The 17,716-nt window shown below is 66.5% G+C and carries 14 protein-coding genes; 11 read left to right on the top strand and 3 right to left on the bottom strand.

Features of this window, described 5'->3' with window-relative positions:
* Window positions 1–45 precede the first annotated feature (45 nt).
* The 4 genes from RM96_RS31540 to RM96_RS38130 all read left to right on the top strand — a co-directional run bounded on the left by RM96_RS31540 (window position 46) and on the right by RM96_RS38130 (window position 3,738).
* On the top strand, window positions 46–963 hold the full coding sequence (locus RM96_RS31540; RefSeq protein ID WP_039015671.1) for a LysR family transcriptional regulator: 918 nt from the start codon (window positions 46–48) through the stop codon (window positions 961–963).
* Window positions 964–1,076: 113 nt separating this feature from the next.
* Window positions 1,077–2,222, top strand: a complete 1,146-nt coding sequence (locus RM96_RS31535; protein WP_039015670.1) for a muconate/chloromuconate family cycloisomerase — start codon at window positions 1,077–1,079, stop codon at window positions 2,220–2,222.
* A 30-nt stretch (window positions 2,223–2,252) separates the two neighbouring features.
* Entirely contained in the window at window positions 2,253–3,143 is an 891-nt protein-coding gene (locus tag RM96_RS31530; protein ID WP_202966763.1) for a 3-keto-5-aminohexanoate cleavage protein, read from the top strand.
* 100 nt (window positions 3,144–3,243) lie between these two features.
* Window positions 3,244–3,738, top strand: coding sequence for a helix-turn-helix domain-containing protein (locus tag RM96_RS38130; protein ID WP_238587487.1), 495 nt, complete (start codon window positions 3,244–3,246; stop codon window positions 3,736–3,738).
* On the opposite strand, the gene RM96_RS31520 is transcribed toward RM96_RS38130, so the two are convergent.
* From RM96_RS31520 to RM96_RS31510, 3 genes are all read right to left on the bottom strand, one after another.
* Window positions 3,702–4,196, bottom strand: a complete 495-nt coding sequence (locus RM96_RS31520; RefSeq protein ID WP_039015668.1) for an Lrp/AsnC family transcriptional regulator — start codon at window positions 4,194–4,196, stop codon at window positions 3,702–3,704. The genes RM96_RS38130 and RM96_RS31520 overlap by 37 nt on opposite strands.
* Before the next feature lie 96 nt (window positions 4,197–4,292).
* Window positions 4,293–5,231 carry a 2-hydroxyacid dehydrogenase gene (locus RM96_RS31515; protein ID WP_039015667.1) on the bottom strand — a complete coding sequence of 313 codons (939 nt, stop codon included), beginning with the start codon at window positions 5,229–5,231 and terminating at the stop codon, window positions 4,293–4,295.
* Window positions 5,232–5,236: 5 nt separating this feature from the next.
* Window positions 5,237–6,058, bottom strand: coding sequence for a GNAT family N-acetyltransferase (locus RM96_RS31510; protein ID WP_238587481.1), 822 nt, complete (start codon window positions 6,056–6,058; stop codon window positions 5,237–5,239).
* A 440-nt stretch (window positions 6,059–6,498) separates the two neighbouring features.
* Here RM96_RS31510 and RM96_RS31505 point away from each other — a divergent pair, with 440 nt between their 5' ends.
* The 7 genes from RM96_RS31505 (at window position 6,499) to RM96_RS31475 (ending at window position 17,664) form a co-directional block, all read left to right on the top strand.
* Window positions 6,499–8,118, top strand: a complete 1,620-nt coding sequence (locus tag RM96_RS31505) for an ABC transporter substrate-binding protein (protein ID WP_193752562.1) — start codon at window positions 6,499–6,501, stop codon at window positions 8,116–8,118.
* 14 nt (window positions 8,119–8,132) lie between these two features.
* Window positions 8,133–9,089: an ABC transporter permease gene (locus tag RM96_RS31500; protein ID WP_039015665.1), complete on the top strand. Its 957-nt coding sequence runs from the start codon at window positions 8,133–8,135 to the stop codon at window positions 9,087–9,089.
* A 31-nt stretch (window positions 9,090–9,120) separates the two neighbouring features.
* The gene (locus RM96_RS31495) at window positions 9,121–10,020 is read left to right on the top strand and encodes an ABC transporter permease (RefSeq protein WP_039015664.1); all 900 of its coding nucleotides are present in this window, start codon (window positions 9,121–9,123) and stop codon (window positions 10,018–10,020) included.
* Entirely contained in the window at window positions 10,020–11,672 is a 1,653-nt protein-coding gene (locus tag RM96_RS31490; RefSeq protein ID WP_039015663.1) for an ABC transporter ATP-binding protein, read from the top strand. The genes RM96_RS31495 and RM96_RS31490 overlap by 1 nt, the downstream gene beginning before the upstream one ends.
* A gap of 26 nt (window positions 11,673–11,698) precedes the next feature.
* Window positions 11,699–13,180: an NAD-dependent succinate-semialdehyde dehydrogenase gene (locus tag RM96_RS31485; RefSeq protein ID WP_039015662.1), complete on the top strand. Its 1,482-nt coding sequence runs from the start codon at window positions 11,699–11,701 to the stop codon at window positions 13,178–13,180.
* 246 nt (window positions 13,181–13,426) lie between these two features.
* Complete coding sequence (locus RM96_RS31480) at window positions 13,427–16,375, top strand: FAD-binding and (Fe-S)-binding domain-containing protein (RefSeq protein ID WP_039015661.1); 2,949 nt, start codon at window positions 13,427–13,429, stop codon at window positions 16,373–16,375.
* Window positions 16,372–17,664, top strand: coding sequence for an aspartate aminotransferase family protein (locus tag RM96_RS31475; RefSeq protein WP_039015660.1), 1,293 nt, complete (start codon window positions 16,372–16,374; stop codon window positions 17,662–17,664). Before RM96_RS31480 ends, RM96_RS31475 begins: the two co-directional genes overlap by 4 nt.
* The last annotated feature ends 52 nt before the right edge of the window (window positions 17,665–17,716 follow it).

Raw genomic sequence — 17,716 nt, 5'->3', positions numbered from 1 at the left:
TCCAACACTGATTTAGTATCCGCTTGATACTCAGGAGGTATAGTCTTGGAATTGCGGCACCTGCGTTACTTCGTGGCCGTGGCAGAGGAACGCAACTTCACCCGGGCGGCCGAGCGGCTGCATATCGCACAGCCGCCGCTGTCGCGCCAGATCCAGCAACTGGAGGACGACCTGGGTGTGCAACTGTTCGAGCGCCACTCGCGCCCGCTGAAACTGACCGACACCGGGCGCTTCTTCTATACCCACGCGCTGCAACTGCTGGCCCAGACCGCGGAACTGCAGGCGATGACCAAGCGGGTTGGCAAGATCGAGCACAAGATCTCGGTCGGCTTTGTCGGCTCCACGCTGTACGGGATGTTGCCGCGCATCATCCGGCGCTTCCGGCAGATGCACGCCGATCTGGAACTGAGCCTGCACGAGATGTCGACCATGGACCAGATCAAGGCGCTCAAGGAGGGGCGCATCGACGTGGGCTTCGGGCGCATTCGGCACGAGGACCCGTCGGTGCGGCGCGTGGTGCTGCGCGAGGAGCGCATGATCGTGGCGCTGCCGGTTGGCCATCCGCTGACTGACATCAAGCCCCAGCTTGCGCTGCACGACCTCGTGGGCGAGCCGCTGATCATTTTCCCCAAGGCGCCGCGCCCCAGCTTTGCCGACCAGGTGCTGGCCGCTTTCCACGACCGCGCGCTGAAGCCGCGCCGCCTGCACGAAGTGCGCGAGCTGCAGATCGCGCTCGGGCTGGTGGCGATGGGCGAAGGCATCTCGGTGGTGCCCAGCAGCGTCTACGGGCTCAAGCGGGGCGACGTGACCTACAAGGAGCTGGACGACCCCAAGCTGGTGTCACCCATCATCATGAGCACGCGCATGCTGGACGAGTCGGCCGACCTGCGCTCGCTGCGGGACATGATCTACCAGCTCTACGAGGAAGAAGGCATGGCCTTCCTGCCGCCGCAGAAGGAATAAGGCGCAAACGGCGTTTCATACTTTCCAGGTATGAAATCAGACGCCGATGGTCTTGGACACCCCAGAATTAGCCTCCCATACTCCGATGCAACGTTCAACTGCATCAAAAAGGTATGGAAATGGCGACACAAGCAAGCGCAACGGCGATCGAGTCGATCGAGGCCATCCTGGTCGACCTGCCCACCATCCGGCCGCACCAGCTCGCGATGGCGACCATGCAGCGGCAGACCCTGGTGATCGTCCGCCTGCGCTGCGCCGATGGCGTTGAAGGCATCGGCGAGGCCACCACCATCGGCGGCCTGTCGTATGGCGATGAGAGCCCCGAGGGCATCAAGCTGACCATCGACACTTACCTCGCCCCGGCGCTGCTCGGGCAGGACGCTACCAACGTGCACGCCGCCATGGCACGGCTAGCCAAGGTGGCACGCGGCAACCGCTTCGCCAAGTCGGCGCTGGAAACCGCGCTGCTCGACGCGCAGGGCAAGCGTCTCGGCGTGTCGCTGTCGACGCTGCTCGGCGGCGCCGTGCGCGACACCCTGCCGGTGCTGTGGACGCTGGCCAGCGGCGACACCGCGCGCGACATCGACGAGGCCGAGCGCCTGCTGGCCGAGCGCCGCCACAACACCTTCAAGCTCAAGATCGGCCGGCGCAGCGTGCGCGAGGATGTGGCGCACGTCTCCGCGATCAAGCGCGCGCTGGGCGAGCGGGCGCGGGTCACCGTGGACGTCAACCAGGCCTGGAACGAGGCGGATGCCGCCACCGGCATCGCCATGCTGGAAGCCGCCGGCATTGACCTGATCGAACAGCCCACGCCACGCGAGCAGCGCGCCGCGCTGGCCCGGCTGGCGGCCCGCTTCGTGGTGCCCATCATGGCCGACGAGGCCGTATGCGGCCCCGAGGACGCGATGGAACTGGCCCGCCTCGGCGCGGCCGACGTCTTCGCGCTGAAGATTGCCAAGTCCGGCGGCATCTTCGGCATGCTGCGCACCGCCGCGGTCGGCGACGCGGCGGGCATCGCCCTCTACGGCGGAACCATGCTGGAAGGCAGCGTGGGCACCATCGCCGCCGCCCACGGCTTTGCCACGCTGCCGCAACTGGCGTGGGGCACGGAGCTGTTCGGGCCGCTGCTGCTGAAGGACGACGTCGTGGCCGAGCGCCCCGTCTACCGCGACTTCGCGCTGCACCTGCCGCAGGGTCCCGGCCTCGGCATGGCACTGGACGAGGACAAGCTCGCCCACTATCGGCGCGACCGCGCCTGATCCGCTGCAATCACCACTTCGGGAGCCGATATGACCCAGCCCTGCATCATCTCCGTCGCCATCACCGGCTCGCTGCCGCGCAAGCGGGACAACCCCGCCGTGCCGATCACCGTCAGCGAGCAGGTGGAGTCCACCCAGGCAGCGTTCGAGGCGGGCGCCACGCTCGTCCACCTGCACGTACGCAATGACGACGAGACACCGTCCTCGGACCCGGAACGCTTTGCCCGCGTGCTGGAGGGAATCCGCAAGCATGCGCCGGGCATCATCACGCAGGTCTCCACGGGCGGCCGCTCAGGCGCGGGAAGGGAGCGAGGCGGGATGCTGTCGCTGCGGCCGGACATGGCGTCGCTTGCCACAGGATCGGTCAATTTCCCGACAAGGGTCTACGACAATCCGCCAGAGCTGGTGGAGTGGCTCGCCGCGGAAATGAAGGCCTACGCCATCAAGCCCGAGATAGAGGCCTTCGACCTGTCGATGATCTTCCAGGCAGTGGCCATGCAACAGTCCGGCAAGATCGACGGCGCACTGCATATCCAGTTTGTGATGGGCATCAAGAATGCAATGCCGGTCGATCGCGAAGTGCTCGCCTTCTACGTGCACACCCTGCGGCGCCTGGCGCCCGATGCCACCTGGACCGGCGCCGGCATCGGCCGGGACCAGTTGACGATGGCGCGCTGGTCGCTCGAACTGGGCGGCCATTGCCGCACCGGCCTGGAGGACAACGTGCGGCTCGACAAGCAAACACTGGCGCCCTCCAACGCCGCGCTGGTCAGCCAGGTAGCGGCATTGTGCGAGGAGTATGGGCGCCCTGTGGCAACGGTGGCCCAGGCCCGCGCGCTCCTGGGGCTGCCATCCGTGATTCAATATCCTCCCGCAGCACTGCAGCGAGATAAAAAGGCTCCGTCACGCACGGTGGATTGAGGATCACCAGATCCCCCCGGCTACACCCGTACCGCAGATTCTGCGTTCCGGACAGCACAGTTTGCAATTCGATATGGACTAGATCGGCAAGATCAGCGTGATGCACGGCAACGTTGCACTTATGCTCGACTGCATGAGTAAGACCGTTGCATCCTCTCTACCGCACGCCCCAGGCCGCACTGCGGATGACCCTGATCATCCCCGCCTGGGCGCCGCGCTGGCCTATATTCACCAGCATCTGGGCGAACCGCTGCCACTGCCGCTGCTTGCCGACCTGGTTCAGCTCAGCGTCGGACGATTCGTGACCGTGTTCCGGCTGACGGTCGGGATGACGCCGCATCGCTACATCAGCTTGAAACGAATCCGGCGCGCGCAGTGGTTGCTCAGGCAGGGCCACTCTCCGGCGCTTACCGCGCACGAGTGCGGATTCTATGACCAGAGCCACTTCACGCGCTGCCTGAAGAGCGTCTGCGGCATGACGCCACGGCAGTTCCAGACGGCCAGCGCACCGCCCTCGGGGAATGCGAAGGCTGGCCGCAGCCCGCCAATGCCCAGGGCTCAGGTTGTCGATGGAAACAGGCGTTCGATCGGATAGTGCGTCTTGATGAAAGGCGACTTGATCACGATGAAGCTGAAGTACTTCTCGATCCCGATATTGCGCTCCAGCAGGCTTTCCATCAGTTCCTGGTAGTGATTGACCCCACGGGTGATGAACTTGAGCAGGTAGTCATAGCCGCCGCTGACAAGGTGGCATTCGACGATCTCGTCCACCGCGCACACCGCCTTCTCGAAGCGCGCGAAGTCCTCGCGATGGTGGTCCTCCAGCGTGATCTCGGTGAACACCGTGAGAATATCGCCCAGCTTGTCCATCCGGATCTGGGCGCTGTATCCGCCGATATAGCCGGCCTGCTCCAGCCGCTTGACGCGAATCAGGCACGGGCTTGCAGAAAGACCCACGGCATCGGCGAGATCCACGTTGGTCATGCGGCCGTTCTTTTGCAGCTGGGCAAGGATGCGGAGGTCGAGTCGGTCAAGTTTGATGGGGGCGGACATGGGCTTTCAAGACTGGGATGACTGAATCACATTGTCCCCGCATGGTTCGGCGAGGGCAATCGGGGCACGCCGGAAAGTGAGGCACCGCATCGCCTTTCAGTACCCTTTCGCACGGTCCACCAGCCCGATCAGCGGTTCGCCGCGCTGCAGGCGGCGCAGATTGTCGAGCACGACCCGCGCCGCCGTGCCCGGCTGCGTCATGCTGGCAATATGGGGCGTGAGCCATACCCTGGGGTGGCGCCACAACGGGTGGCCGGCAGGCAGCGGCTCGGGATGCGTGACGTCGAGAATGGCCTCGCCGATCTGCCCCGCATCCAGCGCGGACAGCAGGTCGGCATCGTTCAGGTGCTGCCCGCGCCCGACATGCACCAGCCCTGCCCCATGTGGCAGGGCGTCAAATACGCGAGCGCTCAATACTCCACGTGTTTCATCCGTGAGTGGCAGCAGGCAAACCAGGATGTCGGTGCGGGCCAGGAACGCGTCCAGGGTCTGCTGGCCGGCATAGCACTGCACCCCTTCCAGGCTGCGCGACGACCTTGCCCAGCCGGCACAGTCGAACCCGAACAGCCGCAGCCGCTCCAGCACGGCCTGCCCCAGCGAGCCCAGACCAAGCACGCCGAGGCGGCACTCATGTGCCGCGCGCACCTGCAGGGGCCTCCACGCTTCCTGCGCCTGCTGCCGCCGGTATGCCGGCATGTCGCGATGCAGCGCAAGGACCGAGAACACAACGTACTCCACCATCCCGTCGACGATGCCGGGCTCGATCATCCGCACCAGCGGTACGTGCGCAGGCAGCGCGTCCAGGTCGAACTGGTCGATGCCGGCTCCGGTCGAAAACAATACCTGCAGGTTCGGGAACCGCTCTGCGATGCGGTCCGGCGCCTCCCAGGCTGCCAGGTAGCCGACCTTGTCGGGATCGCCGATATCGGGCCAGATGCGGAAATCGATGCCAGGCGCCTCGCGCGCAAAGACCTTGGCCCAGTCCCGGCCGCGCACGGGATCGGCCTTGTACAGAAATGTCGTGTCTTGATGCATTGTTTTTATCCGAGGGCCTTGTCGGCCAGCGCAAAGGGAAGAAATGGTGCCGTTGGCGAAGCCGGGGTGCCGCGAGCCAGCACCGTCGCTTCGGCGACGTGCGCCAGGCCAAGGCAGCCGAGCCAGTCCTCGAGTTCGCCATCGGCGTGGACGTCCAGGCGCAGCACGCGCCCGGTCACCAGGCCGGCCAGGTGCGCGATCATGGCCTTGGCCGACGTCGCGCAGGGTGCGACCACGGGGCCGACCATCGCGCCGCGGCCAAAGCGCCGCAGGATCGCGAAGCCGCGGGGCCCGTCGGGGTGATCGAGCACCACCGTGCCGATCGACTGGCGCAGCCAGGCCTGGATCAGGGACGGCCGTGCAACACCGCGGGCCCCCTGCTCCATCCCGACCAGCAGTTGCAGGTCATTGCGCCCGCCAGGCCGCAGGCGGCAATCTTCAGGCAGCGCCATCAACGGCGCCGGCAACGCTTTGCCCTCGTATTGATGCACCTCGCCGATGCGCTCGAACCCCATGCGCGCATAGAAGCGATGCAGCTTCCCGGGGGCGTGAAGCAGCACGGTGCGGCCGTCCAGGCCGGCGCACAGCGCCTCCAGCAACACGCTGCCAATCCCCCGCTCGCGGAAGGCCCGGGCTACGATGAACAGCCCGACCGACGCGCCGCGCTCGTCCCACAGCCAGCGCATGCCGACACCGACCACCGCGCCGCCGACTTCGGCAACGCGGCCCTCGCCCATCTGGAACAGCATCTTCCAGTCGCTGGGGCGATGCGGCCAGCGTACATCTTCGGAAAGCGAAAGCGCGACGGGCAGATCGGACTGTGCCATCACGCGAATGGCGGGCGGTCCATCGCTTGCATGGAGGGGGAGCTGCGCGGAATTCATTGCAGTAAGGGCCAGCGCCGGACGAAAAGAGAGAGCCCTGATGATGCGACGAACAGGCAAGGCCCGGATAGGAAAAATTTGCTGCGTCCGATGATGCACCGATGCTGTGCCATGCCTAGGGTAATCCCGAGGATTGTTGCGGTGCACATGCACGCACGCAGTGCGCATGGCAGGCAATGCCAAACCGCACACGCGAAACCGCAGGTTTTACTGCCACGGCTTGCAATACCCCACAAAGCCATCGGTCGCACATGCTTCAATGTCAGGGAGATGACACGCTGCGCGCTCGTGCTGCCTCAGCAGGAGCTTGCCTCGCGCCGCATGGTCATGAGTTTCCACTTTCGCGATCCCCCGAACTCCGGCCCCCACCAGGAGCTATTGCCATGTCAGACAAGAAGCCGTTCGAGGGCCTCATCGGCCCTGCCGAATCCACCCGGATCATGAGCGCCCTGCACTATGGCGCCAGCAGGCGCGACGTCCTGAAGATCCTGGCTGCCGGCGGCATGCAACTGGGGCTTGCCGGCAGCCTTGCCGGCGCGGCCGTGTCGGCGCATGCGCAGACGCCGCGCCGCGGCGGCCGCATCCGTGTGGGCAGCGACAACGCGTCGCCCAGCGATACGCTCGATCCGGCCAAGCAATCCAACAAGACCGACTACTGTCGCGGCACCATGCTCTACAACGGCCTGACGAGCCTGGATGCGAAGCTGGTGCCGCAACCAGCGCTGGCTGAGTCCTTTGCCTCGCAGGATGCCGTGACCTGGGTCTTCAAGCTGCGCAAGGACGTCACCTTCCACGACGGCAAGCCGCTGACGCCGCAAGACGTGGTGTTTTCCCTGATGCGCCACAAGGACCCCGCCACCGCCTCGAAGGCGAAGACGCTGGCGGACCCGATCAAGAGCGTGAGCGCCACGGGCCCGAACGAAGTGACCGTGGTGCTGGACGGCCCCAACGCGGACTTCCCCGTCATCGTCGGCACGTTCCACTTCCATATCCTGCGCAACGGCACCACCGACTTCAACACCGGCATCGGCACGGGCCCCTACAAGCTCAAGGAATTCAAGCCGGGCGTGCGCTCGGTGGTGGTACGGAACGAAAACTACTGGAAGCCCGGCAAGCCCTACCTCGACGAGATCGAGTTCGTCGGCATTGCCGACGAGGGTGCGCGCGTCAATGCGCTGCTCTCGGGCGATCTCGACATGGTGGCCTCGATCAACCCGCGTTCGGTCGCACGCGTGAAAGGCACGCCCACGACCGATGTGTTCGTGACGCAATCCGGCCAGTACACCGACCTGATCATGCGCCGGGATACCGGCCCGGGCGCCAGCCCCGACTTTGTCCAGGGCATGAAGCTGCTGCTCGACCGTGAGCTGATGAAGAAGAGCATTGCGCTGGGCTATGCCGTGCTGGGCGATGACCAGCCGATCGATCCCACCAACCGCTTCTACTTCGCCGGGCTGACGCAGACCAGGCACGATCCGGAGAAAGCCAAGTTCCATCTCAAGAAGGCCAACATTGGCAGTGCCGCCATCCCGGTGGTGGCCTCCCCCGCCGCGCAGTATTCGGTCGACATGGCCCTGATCCTGCAGCAGTCCGCGCGGCAGGCGGGTGTCAATATCGACGTCAAGCGCATGCCCGCCGACGGCTACTGGTCCAATCACTGGCTCAACAGCCCGGTCGGATTCGGCACGATCCTGCCGCGCGCCAGTGCCGACACGCTGCTGACCCAGTTCTTCAAGTCCGACGCGGCGTGGAACGAGTCGCGCTACAAGGATCCGAAGTTCGATTCGCTGCTGCTCGCCGCGCGCGCCGAGACCGACCTGGCCAAACGCAAGCAGATGTACGCCGACATGCAGACCATGATCCGGCGGGACGCAGGGATCGGCATACCGCTCTTTATCGCCACCATCGACGGCTACAACAAGCGGGTCAAGGGCCTTTCCCCGATCCCGCTGGGCGGCCTGATGGGCTACTCGTTCGCCGAGCACGTCTGGCTGGCGGCCTGATCCAAGGAGACACCATGAACCTGTTTATTTTGCGTCTGCTGGCGCGGCGCGTCGGTCTGGCGCTGATCTCGCTACTGGCCGTCTCGGCCATCGTCTTCGCCATCACCGCGGTATTGCCCGGCGATGCCGCGCAGGAACAGCTCGGCCAGGACGCCACACCCGAAGCCCTGGCCTCGCTGCGTACCCAGATGGGCCTCGATGTCCCCGCGCCCGTGCGCTACGCGCACTGGCTGGGCGGCATGGTGACCGGCAATGCCGGCGAGTCGCTCGTGACCCACATGCCGGTGTCCGAGGCCATCGGCAGCCGGCTGCGCCAATCGCTGCTGCTGGCCGGCCTGACCGCGCTGATCTCGGTGCCGGTGGCGCTCGGCCTCGGCATCCTGGCGGCGGTCTACCGCGGCACATGGTTTGACCGCAGCGTCAGCCTGGGCGCGGTGGCGGTGGTCTCGGTGCCGGAGTTCCTGGTCGCCACGCTGGCGGTGCTGCTGTTCGCGGTCCACCTGCGCTGGCTGCCGGCGCTCGCCTATATCGGCACCGACGATCCGTGGGACAAGATCGTGCGTTCGCTTGCCATGCCGGTCCTGAGCCTGTGCTGCGTGATCGTCGCGCAGATGCTGCGCATGACCCGCGCGGCGGTGATCGACCAACTCAACGCGCCATATATCGAGATGGTGCGGCTCAAGGGCGCATCCTCGACCCGCATGGTGCTGTTCCACGCCCTGCCCAACGCCATCGGCCCGATCGCCAATGCCGTGGCACTGAGCCTGTCTTACCTGCTTGGCGGCGTCATCATCATCGAGACCATCTTCAACTACCCGGGGATCGCCAAGCTGATGGTGGACAGCGTCGCCCAGCGCGACATGCCCGTGGTCCAGGTGTGCGCCATGATCTTCTGTTGTGCGTACCTGATCCTCGTCACGCTTGCCGATGTGTGCGGCATCGTCGCCAATCCGCGTCTGCGCCACCGCTGAAGCCTTGAACGCCATGCAGGAGCTGCAACCCATGTCCCCTACCTCCGACACGCACACCACCCCCGCGCACGCCACCCCCGCCGTGAGCGCCCCCGACAAAAGCTGTCGCCGCCCGCGCCTGCCCAAACTGGGGATCACCGGCTGGATCGGCTGCCTGATCCTCATCGGCTGGCTGATTGCCGCCATTGTTGGCCCGATCCTGATCAGCCATGACGGCACGCCCACGGGCGAGATCCAGGTCTTCGGCCCGATCAGTGTCCAGCACTGGCTCGGTACCGACTACCTCGGGCGCGACATGCTGACGCGCGTGATCCTGGGCGCGCGCTATACCGTCTGCGTCGCGCTGGTCTCGACCCTGTGCGCCAGCGGCATCGGCATCACGCTGGCACTGCTCGCCACCGTCAGCGGGCGCTGGATCGATGCCGGCCTCAGCCGCGGCCTCGATACGCTCACGGCGATCCCCAGCAAGATGTTCGCGCTGATCATGGTCGCGGCCTTCGGCTCGTCGGTGTGGATGCTCGCGCTCACGGCGGCGATCATCTACGTCCCGGGTGCGTATCGGATCGCGCGCTCGCTGGCGGTCAACATCAACGCGATGGACTACGTCACGGTCGCCCGCACCCGCGGCGAAGGCACCGCCTACATCATGCGGCAGGAGATCCTGCCCAACATCCTCGGCCCGATGCTGGCCGACCTGGGGCTGCGCTTCGTCTACGTCGTGCTGCTGCTCGCGAGCCTCAGCTTCCTGGGCCTGGGCATCCAGCCCCCCGATGCCGACTGGGGTTCGCTGGTGCGCGAGAACATCGGCGCGCTGTCCGAAGGCAGCATGGCCGTGGTGGCGCCGGCGCTGGCCATCGCCAGCCTGACCCTCGCCGTCAACCTCGTCATCGACAACCTGCCGGGTCGCTCGGCACGTCACGGAGTCAAATAATGGGCACGTCCGTAAAGGTCAGCAATCTGCACATCACCGCAGGCCAGGCGACGTTGGTAGATGGTGTGGACTTCGAGATCGAGCCCGGCAAGGTGCTGGCGCTGATCGGCGAGTCCGGCTCAGGCAAGACCACCACCGCGCTGGCGCTGATGGGCTTCGCGCGCCACGGTTGCGAGATCTCCGGCAGCATCCGGGTCGGCACCACCGACGTGCTGCACCTGTCGCCGGGCGAACAGCGCCGGCTGCGCGGGCGCGAGATCACGTATATCGCCCAGAGCGCGGCGGCCTCGTTCAACCCGTCGCGCACCATCATGGACCAGGTGGTCGAACCGGCGCTGATCCACCGGCTCATGAATCGCAAGGCTGCCGAGAAGAAGGCGATTGCGCTGTTCCGCGAACTGGCGCTGCCCGACCCTGATTCCATCGGCGAGCGCTACCCCCACCAGGTCTCCGGCGGACAGTTGCAGCGCCTGATGGCCGCAATGGCCCTGATCACCGATCCCGACCTGGTGATCCTGGACGAGCCGACCACGGCCCTGGACGTCACCACGCAGGTCGAAGTGCTGCGCGTGTTCCGCCGCGCGGTGCAGGAACGCCGCACCACGGCGGTCTATGTCAGCCATGACCTGGCCGTGGTGGCCCAGGTGGCGGACCACATCCTGGTGCTGCGCGATGGCAAGATGCGCGAGCAGGGCGAGACCGACCAGATCCTGTACCAGCCCGCCGACGACTACACGCGCTGCCTGCTGGCCGCGGCGCGCCCGACCGAGCGTCCCGGCGCGCCGGTGGACCCGGACAAGAGCCCCCTGCTGCTCGAGGTCCGCGACCTGTCCGCCGGCTACGGTGCGGTCGATGCGCATGGGCAGCCGGCCTCGAAGATCCTGGAGGGCGTGGGCCTGAAGCTGTACCGGGGCCAGGCGATCGGCGTCATCGGCGAATCGGGTTCAGGCAAGACCACGCTGGCACGTGCCATCGCCGGCCTGGTGGCGCCGTGCTGTGGCAGCATTGCCTTCAACGGCCGTCCGCTGAAGCCGACGGTGGCCGAACGCAGCCGCGATGAGCTGCGGCGCATCCAGATCGTGTTCCAGATGGCCGATACCGCGCTCAATCCCGCGCGCACTATCGAGGAGATCCTGGCGCGGCCGCTGCAGTTCTTCCACGGCCTGCGCGGCCAAGCCCAGCGGGCGCGGATTCGCCAGTTGCTCGATCTGGTGCGGCTGCCGGCCGGCGTGGCCCAGCGCACGCCTGGTGGCCTCTCCGGTGGGCAGAAGCAGCGCGTGAACCTGGCCCGCGCGCTCGCGGCCGATCCGGAGCTGATCCTGTGCGACGAGATCACCTCGGCGCTGGACACCGTGGTCGGCGCGGCCATCCTCGACCTGATGGCCGAGCTGCGCAAGGAACTGGGCGTCTCGTATCTCTTCATCAGCCACGACCTGCACACCGTGCGCTCGATCTGCGACGAGATCGTGGTGATGCAGCATGGCCGCAAGCTGACCCAGGTCGCGCACCAGGACTACGACCGTGGTCCGCACCACCCCTACTACGCGCTGCTGGCGCGCTCGGTCCCCGAGCTGCGCCGCGGCTGGATCGACGAAGTCGATCTGCATATCGACGGCGGGATCGAAACTGGTGCCGCCGCTGCCACCGCCTGATTCCCATTCTCAAGGAGAGTTTGTTCATGCCTTTGTCCCTCCAGAACCAGACCTTGCTTCCCGGCCGCAACTTTATCGGCGGCGAATGGTGCGGCTCGGCCGACGATCGCACGCTGTCCGTGGCTGACCCCGCGACGGATGAAGTTTTTGCGGCGGTACCGGATAGCACCGCCGCCGACGCACGCCGCGCCGTCGACGTCGCGCACGCGGCATTCCCGGCCTGGCGCAAGACCCCTGCCAAACAGCGCGCGCAGATCATCAAGCGCTGGAATGACCTGATCGTTGACCACGTGGACGACCTGGGCCGGCTGATCTCGCGCGAGCAGGGCAAGCCATTGGCGGAAGGCAAAGGCGAGGTGCTGTACGCCGCGAGCTATGTCGAATGGTTTGCCGAAGAAGCCACGCGCGCCGATGGCGATGTGATCGCCGCGCCGGTGCCCGGCCGGCGCATGCTCGCACTGCGCGAGCCGGTCGGCGTCATCGCGGCGATCACGCCATGGAACTTCCCGGCAGCGATGATCGCGCGCAAGATCGCGCCGGCGCTGGCTGCCGGCTGCACGGTGGTGTGCAAGCCTGCCGAGGATACGCCGCTGACCTCGCTGGCGCTGGTCAGGCTCGCCGAACAGGCGGGCGTGCCGCCGGGCGTGCTGAACATCGTCACCGCCTCGCGCGAGCGCGCGGCTGAAGTCGTCGACGTATGGCTGGACGATGCCCGGGTGCGCAAGATCACCTTTACCGGCTCGACGCCGGTGGGCAAGCACCTGGCACGCCGCTCCGCCGATACGCTGAAGAAGCTGTCGCTGGAACTGGGCGGCAATGCCCCGTTTATCGTGTTCGACGATGCCGACCTCGATGCCGCCGTCGAAGGTTTGATGGCCTCCAAGTTCCGCAACGGCGGACAGACCTGCGTGTGCCCGAACCGCATCTATGTCCAGGACAAGGTGCATGACGCCTTCGTCGACAAGCTTGCCGCCCGCGTCGGCGCGCTGGTAGTCGCCCCTGCCACGAACCCCGCCGCGCAGATTGGTCCGATGATCAACGCGCGTGCGGTCGACAAGATCGAACGTCATGTGAAGAACGCGGTCAGCCGTGGTGCCCGCGTGGTCGTTGGCGGCGAGCGCATCCGCAATGAGCAATGCCAGGGACCGAACTACTATGCGCCCACGGTGCTGGTTGATGTGGATGCGTCCATGGACTGCTCCTGCGAGGAGACCTTCGGCCCGGTTGCGCCGGTCACGCGCTTCAGTACCGAGGCGGATGTGGTCGCGGCAGCAAATGCGACCCCGTTTGGTCTGGCGGCATATTTCTACTCGAATGACGTGCGGCGGATCTGGCGCCTTGCCGACGCGCTCGAGTCGGGCATTGTCGGTATCAACGAGGGAGCGCTGGCCGCGGAAGCGGCGCCCTTTGGCGGCGTGAAGGACTCCGGCTATGGGCGCGAGGGGTCGCGCTATGGCCTCGAGGAGTACATGCATATCAAGTACGTCTGCCAGGGGCTGCTGGACTGAGCACCCTTCTCTTCCTCTCGAGCGGCCGGCGCAAGCCGGCCGCTTTGCATTTGAAGCCCCGGCCCATCCCATCGAAGGAACTGCTGTTCCTATCGTCACAACAGAATTCGCTGCTGATCCAAGCCCCGAAATCGGTCAAAGCGAGACCAGCCTCGTCCCTATACTGGTCCGGTAATTGCCAGAAAGCGCTGGCGATAAGATCCCCAGCAAGCTTCCACCGTGCCGCACACGAACTCTATGACAGCGATGCCCCAACGCCAGGCCAGTGCGCCAGCCGACCTCAATGCACTGCTGCGGCTGCGCTCCCGACTGGAAGCCGAAACCACCGCTGAAGTGCGCTTCGACGCGGTCACGCGCGCCATCTACGCATCGGAAGCCTCGAACTATCGGCAGGTTCCTCTTGGCGTCGTCATTCCGAAGTCTGTCGACGATCTGGAGACCGCCGTGCGCCTGTGCGGCGAGCTCGGCGTGGCCATGCTTCCGCGCGGCGCCGGCACCTCGATGAGCGGCCAGTCTGTCAACGCCGCAGTCTGCATCGACCATTCAAAGTACCTGCACGCAGTTGAGCTGGTCGATCCGGTCCGGCGCATCGGGCGCGTACAGCCGGGCGTCATCTGCGATCACCTGAAGCAGGCCGCCGCCACGCATGGTCTCACCTTCGGCCCCGATCCCGCCACCCACAGCCGCTGCACGCTGGGCGGCATGATCGGCAACAACTCATGCGGCGCCCACTCGGTGATGGCCGGCAAGACGGTCGAGAACATCGAGCGCCTGGAGATCGTGACCGCCACCGGCGCGCGCTTCTGGGTCGGCGCCACCGACGAGGCCGCGTATGCCGAACATCTGGCGGCAGGCGGCGAACAGGCGCGCATCGTCAAGGCCCTGCGCGAACTGGCCGGGCGCTATGCGGACGATATCCGCACCGGCTTTCCGCGGCTCAAGCGCCGTGTCTCGGGCTATAACCTGGACCAGTTGCTGCCGGAGAACGGCTTCCACATCGCCCGCGCACTGGTGGGGTCCGAGGGGACCTGCGCAACCGTGCTGCGTGCCGACACGTCGCTGGTGGAGGGACTGCCCGAGCGCGTACTGCTGGTGCTCGGCTTCGATACCATCTTCGATGCCGCCGACTGCGTGCCCGAGCTGCTGCCGCTCGGGCCGATCGCGATGGAAGGCCTGGACACCGGCATCATCGGCGGACTGAAGCAGCTCGGACTGAAGCTCGGCGACATCGCCGAGCTGCCAGCCGGTAATGCCTGGCTGATGGTGGAGTTTGGGGCTGCCCTGCGCGACCAGGCCCGCGAACTGGCAGCCCGCGCCGAAAGCGCGGCACGCTCGTTCCCCACGCAGCCGAATATGAGGCTGGTCGACGATCCCTCGCTGATGGAACGCCTCTGGGCTATCCGCGAGACCGGGGCTTCGGCAACGTCGTTGTCGACCGTTCCCGGCCAACCCGATCCCACCGTAGGCTGGGAAGACGCCGCGGTCGAGCCGGCCCGGCTTGGCGCCTACCTGAGGGAATTCTCCGCCCTGGTCGAGCGCTATGGCTACAAGACCAATATGTACGGCCACTTTGGCGATGGCTGCATTCATTCCCGCATCACCTTCGACCTGCGTTCCCGGACCGGCGTTGGCGACTGGCGCCGGTTCCTGGCGGAAGCGGCCGCGCTGGTCGTCAAGTACCGGGGCTCCTTGTCCGGCGAGCATGGCGACGGCCAGGCCAAGGGAGAGTTCCTGCCCCTGATGTTCACGCCCCGGCTGATGCAGGCGTTCCGCGAGTTCAAGGCCATCTGGGACCCGAATGGCCTGATGAACCCCGGCAAGCTGATCGATGCCATGCCGGTGGACGCCAACCTGCGCATGGGCCCGTCATACCGGCAGGATCAGGCAACCAGCGTCTTTACCTACCCGATGGGCGATGGCCCGGGCACCGGCTTTGGCCGCGAGACCGAGCGCTGCATCGGCATGGGCAAGTGCCGGTCGCTCGATGGCGGCACCATGTGCCCCAGCTTCAAGGCGACCCGTGAAGAGCGCTACGCCACGCGCGGCCGCGCGCGCCTGTTCTTCGAGATGCTCAACGGCGAGGTCATCAGCGAAACCCGTGACGGCGAGGCGGTCAAGGACTCGATGGACCTGTGCCTGTCGTGCAAAGGCTGCAAGCACGACTGTCCGACGCATGTAGACATCCCCAAGTACCGCAGCGAGTTCCTGTATCGCTACTACAAGCGGCGCCTGCGCGCGCCGATGGATGCCGCGATCGGGCGGCTGGGCCAATGGCTGCCCACCGCCACGCGCGCGGCTGGCCTGCTCAATGCCCTGATGCGCAATCCGCTGACCCGGCGCGTCGGCCACGCTTTCGGCCTGGCCCGCTCCGCGGTGTTCCCCGAGATCGCCGCCACCGCATTCCGCCGCAGCGGTACGGCGACCCGCCTGCAACACGCGGGCACTCGGCCGTACGGCCAGCGCGACGTCGTCATCTGGACCGACACCTTCAATAATGGCTTCACGCCGCATGTGCTCGACGCCGCCGTCGCGGTGGTCGAGCGACAGGGATGGAACGCGCGGCTGAGCACGCGCCACGTCTGCTGCGGCCGGCCGTTCTACGACGTCGGCATGCTGGACCAGGCGCGCCGCAACCTGCTCGAGATCCTGGACGTACTGTCGGCGCCGATTGCCACCGGCGTTCCGGTGCTGGTGCTGGAACCGAGCTGCCTGTCGGTGTTCAGGGATGAAATGCCGGCCCTCCTGCCGGACGAACCGCGCGCCAAAGCGCTGGCAGCACTGACGGTCACGATGGCCGAGTTCGCCACCCGCGCCGGCATGGCGCTGGACAACGATACCGAGGTCCATCTGCACGCCCACTGCCATCACCGCGCCTGCGGCGGCACGGCGGCGGAACGCCAGCTTGGCGCAAGCGTCCTCGACACCGGTTGTTGCGGGATGGCCGGCGCCTTCGGCTATCACCGCAAGACGGCCGAGCTGTCGCGGCGAATTGGCGAGAGCACGCTGCAGCCAAAGCTTGCCGCACTCCCGGCCGATGCGCTGGTTGCCGCGGACGGCTTCAGCTGCCGCGCCCAGATCCGCAAGCTGACCGGACGCGAACCGCGCCACCTCGCAGAGATCCTTGCCGGCTCCAACCCTTCGCAACCACACCGCGACACCGACTTCGCGGAACCTGAACGAGGCGTAACGCAATGACCCAGTCCAACCAGGCCCATATCGCGGCCCGCACCCAACATGTTCCGCATGGCGTCGTCACCGCCCATCCGATCTTTGCCGACAGGACCGAGGGTTCATTCCTCTGGGATGTGGAAGGACGTCGCTATATCGACTTCGTCGGCGGCATCGGCGTGCAGAATATCGGCCATAACCACCCCAAGGTCGTCGAGGCGGTGCGCAGGCAACTGGGTCGGGTGACGCACGCAGCGTTTCAGGTGGTCGGCTACGACGTCTATGTCGAGTTGGCCGCGCGGCTGAATAAGCTGGTCGGCGGCGACGAGCACTACAAGACGCTGTTCGCGACAACCGGCGCGGAAGCGGTGGAGAACGCGGTCAAGATCGCGCGCGCCTATCGCAATGTGCCGGGGATCATCGCGTTCCGCGGCGGCTTCCACGGGCGCACGCTGCTCGGCTCGACGCTGACCGGCATAAGCACGCCGTACAAGCAGAACTTCGGGCCGCTGGCCGGCGACGTCCATCACACGCCCTATCCCGATGAATTCCGTGGCTTCTCGGGCTCGGATGCGATCCGGGCGCTGGAAGATCTCTTTGCCACGCAGATCGCCCCGGACCGGGTCGCGGCCATCATCCTCGAACCTGTGCAAGGCGACGGCGGCTTCCTGCCTGCCGGCAACGGGTTCCTGCAGGCCCTGCGCGCGCTGACCCGCAAGCATGGCATCGTGCTGATCCTGGATGAGATCCAGGCCGGCTTCGGCCGTACCGGCAAGATGTTCGGCTTCCAGCATGCGGGCATCCAGCCCGACCTGGTCACGGTCGCGAAGAGCCTGGCCGGCGGCATGCCGCTGTCCGGCGTGGTCGGGCGTGCCGAGATCATGGACGCGCCGGCACCCGGCGGCCTGGGCGGCACGTATGCGGGCAATCCGCTCGCCTGCGCCGCTGGGCTGGCGGTGCTCGACCTGTTCGAGGAAGAACAGTTGCTCGCCAGTGCGCACGCCCTGGCGGAAACCCTGCGCGCAGGGCTCGACCAGCTCGCGCGCGAGTTCCCCGCCATCGGCACCGTGCGTGGCGTTGGCGCGATGCTGGCGCTGGAGTTCGTCAAGGACAGCGACCCGTTCCAGCCCGACGCGGCATTCGCCCAGGGGGTCATCGACCGCTGCCGCGAAGGTGGCCTGCTGGTCATCAAGTGCGGCGTGCATCGGAACAACGTGCGCCTGCTGGCGCCGCTCAACACCTCCGCGGAAACGGCGCGGGAAGCGCTGGAGATCTTGCGCGCGGCGATTGCGCTGACCAGCGAAGAGGCGCGGTAAGGCGCGGGGCTCACCACGCTGGACAGATTGCTGACAAAGCCTGCGTGCTGCC

Origin of the sequence: Cupriavidus sp. IDO (assembly GCF_000812465.1) — a bacterium.
Lineage (GTDB): Bacteria > Pseudomonadota > Gammaproteobacteria > Burkholderiales > Burkholderiaceae > Cupriavidus.
Note: the sequence above shows the minus strand (reverse complement) of the source record. Positions and strands in the feature narration are given on the sequence as shown.

Excerpts from the sequence above, each read along its gene's own strand:
- RM96_RS31520 (WP_039015668.1), bottom strand. The coding sequence starts at position 4,196 with ATGTCCGCCCCCATCAAACTTGACCGACTCGACCTCCGCATCCTTGCC.
- RM96_RS31530 (WP_202966763.1), top strand. The coding sequence starts at position 2,253 with ATGACCCAGCCCTGCATCATCTCCGTCGCCATCACCGGCTCGCTGCCG.
- RM96_RS38130 (WP_238587487.1), top strand. The coding sequence starts at position 3,244 with ATGCACGGCAACGTTGCACTTATGCTCGACTGCATGAGTAAGACCGTT.
- RM96_RS31485 (WP_039015662.1), top strand. The coding sequence starts at position 11,699 with ATGCCTTTGTCCCTCCAGAACCAGACCTTGCTTCCCGGCCGCAACTTT.
- RM96_RS31490 (WP_039015663.1), top strand. The coding sequence starts at position 10,020 with ATGGGCACGTCCGTAAAGGTCAGCAATCTGCACATCACCGCAGGCCAG.
- RM96_RS31495 (WP_039015664.1), top strand. The coding sequence starts at position 9,121 with ATGTCCCCTACCTCCGACACGCACACCACCCCCGCGCACGCCACCCCC.
- RM96_RS31480 (WP_039015661.1), top strand. The coding sequence starts at position 13,427 with ATGCCCCAACGCCAGGCCAGTGCGCCAGCCGACCTCAATGCACTGCTG.
- RM96_RS31510 (WP_238587481.1), bottom strand. The coding sequence starts at position 6,058 with ATGGCACAGTCCGATCTGCCCGTCGCGCTTTCGCTTTCCGAAGATGTA.
- RM96_RS31535 (WP_039015670.1), top strand. The coding sequence starts at position 1,077 with ATGGAAATGGCGACACAAGCAAGCGCAACGGCGATCGAGTCGATCGAG.
- RM96_RS31515 (WP_039015667.1), bottom strand. The coding sequence starts at position 5,231 with ATGCATCAAGACACGACATTTCTGTACAAGGCCGATCCCGTGCGCGGC.
- RM96_RS31505 (WP_193752562.1), top strand. The coding sequence starts at position 6,499 with ATGTCAGACAAGAAGCCGTTCGAGGGCCTCATCGGCCCTGCCGAATCC.
- RM96_RS31475 (WP_039015660.1), top strand. The coding sequence starts at position 16,372 with ATGACCCAGTCCAACCAGGCCCATATCGCGGCCCGCACCCAACATGTT.
- RM96_RS31500 (WP_039015665.1), top strand. The coding sequence starts at position 8,133 with ATGAACCTGTTTATTTTGCGTCTGCTGGCGCGGCGCGTCGGTCTGGCG.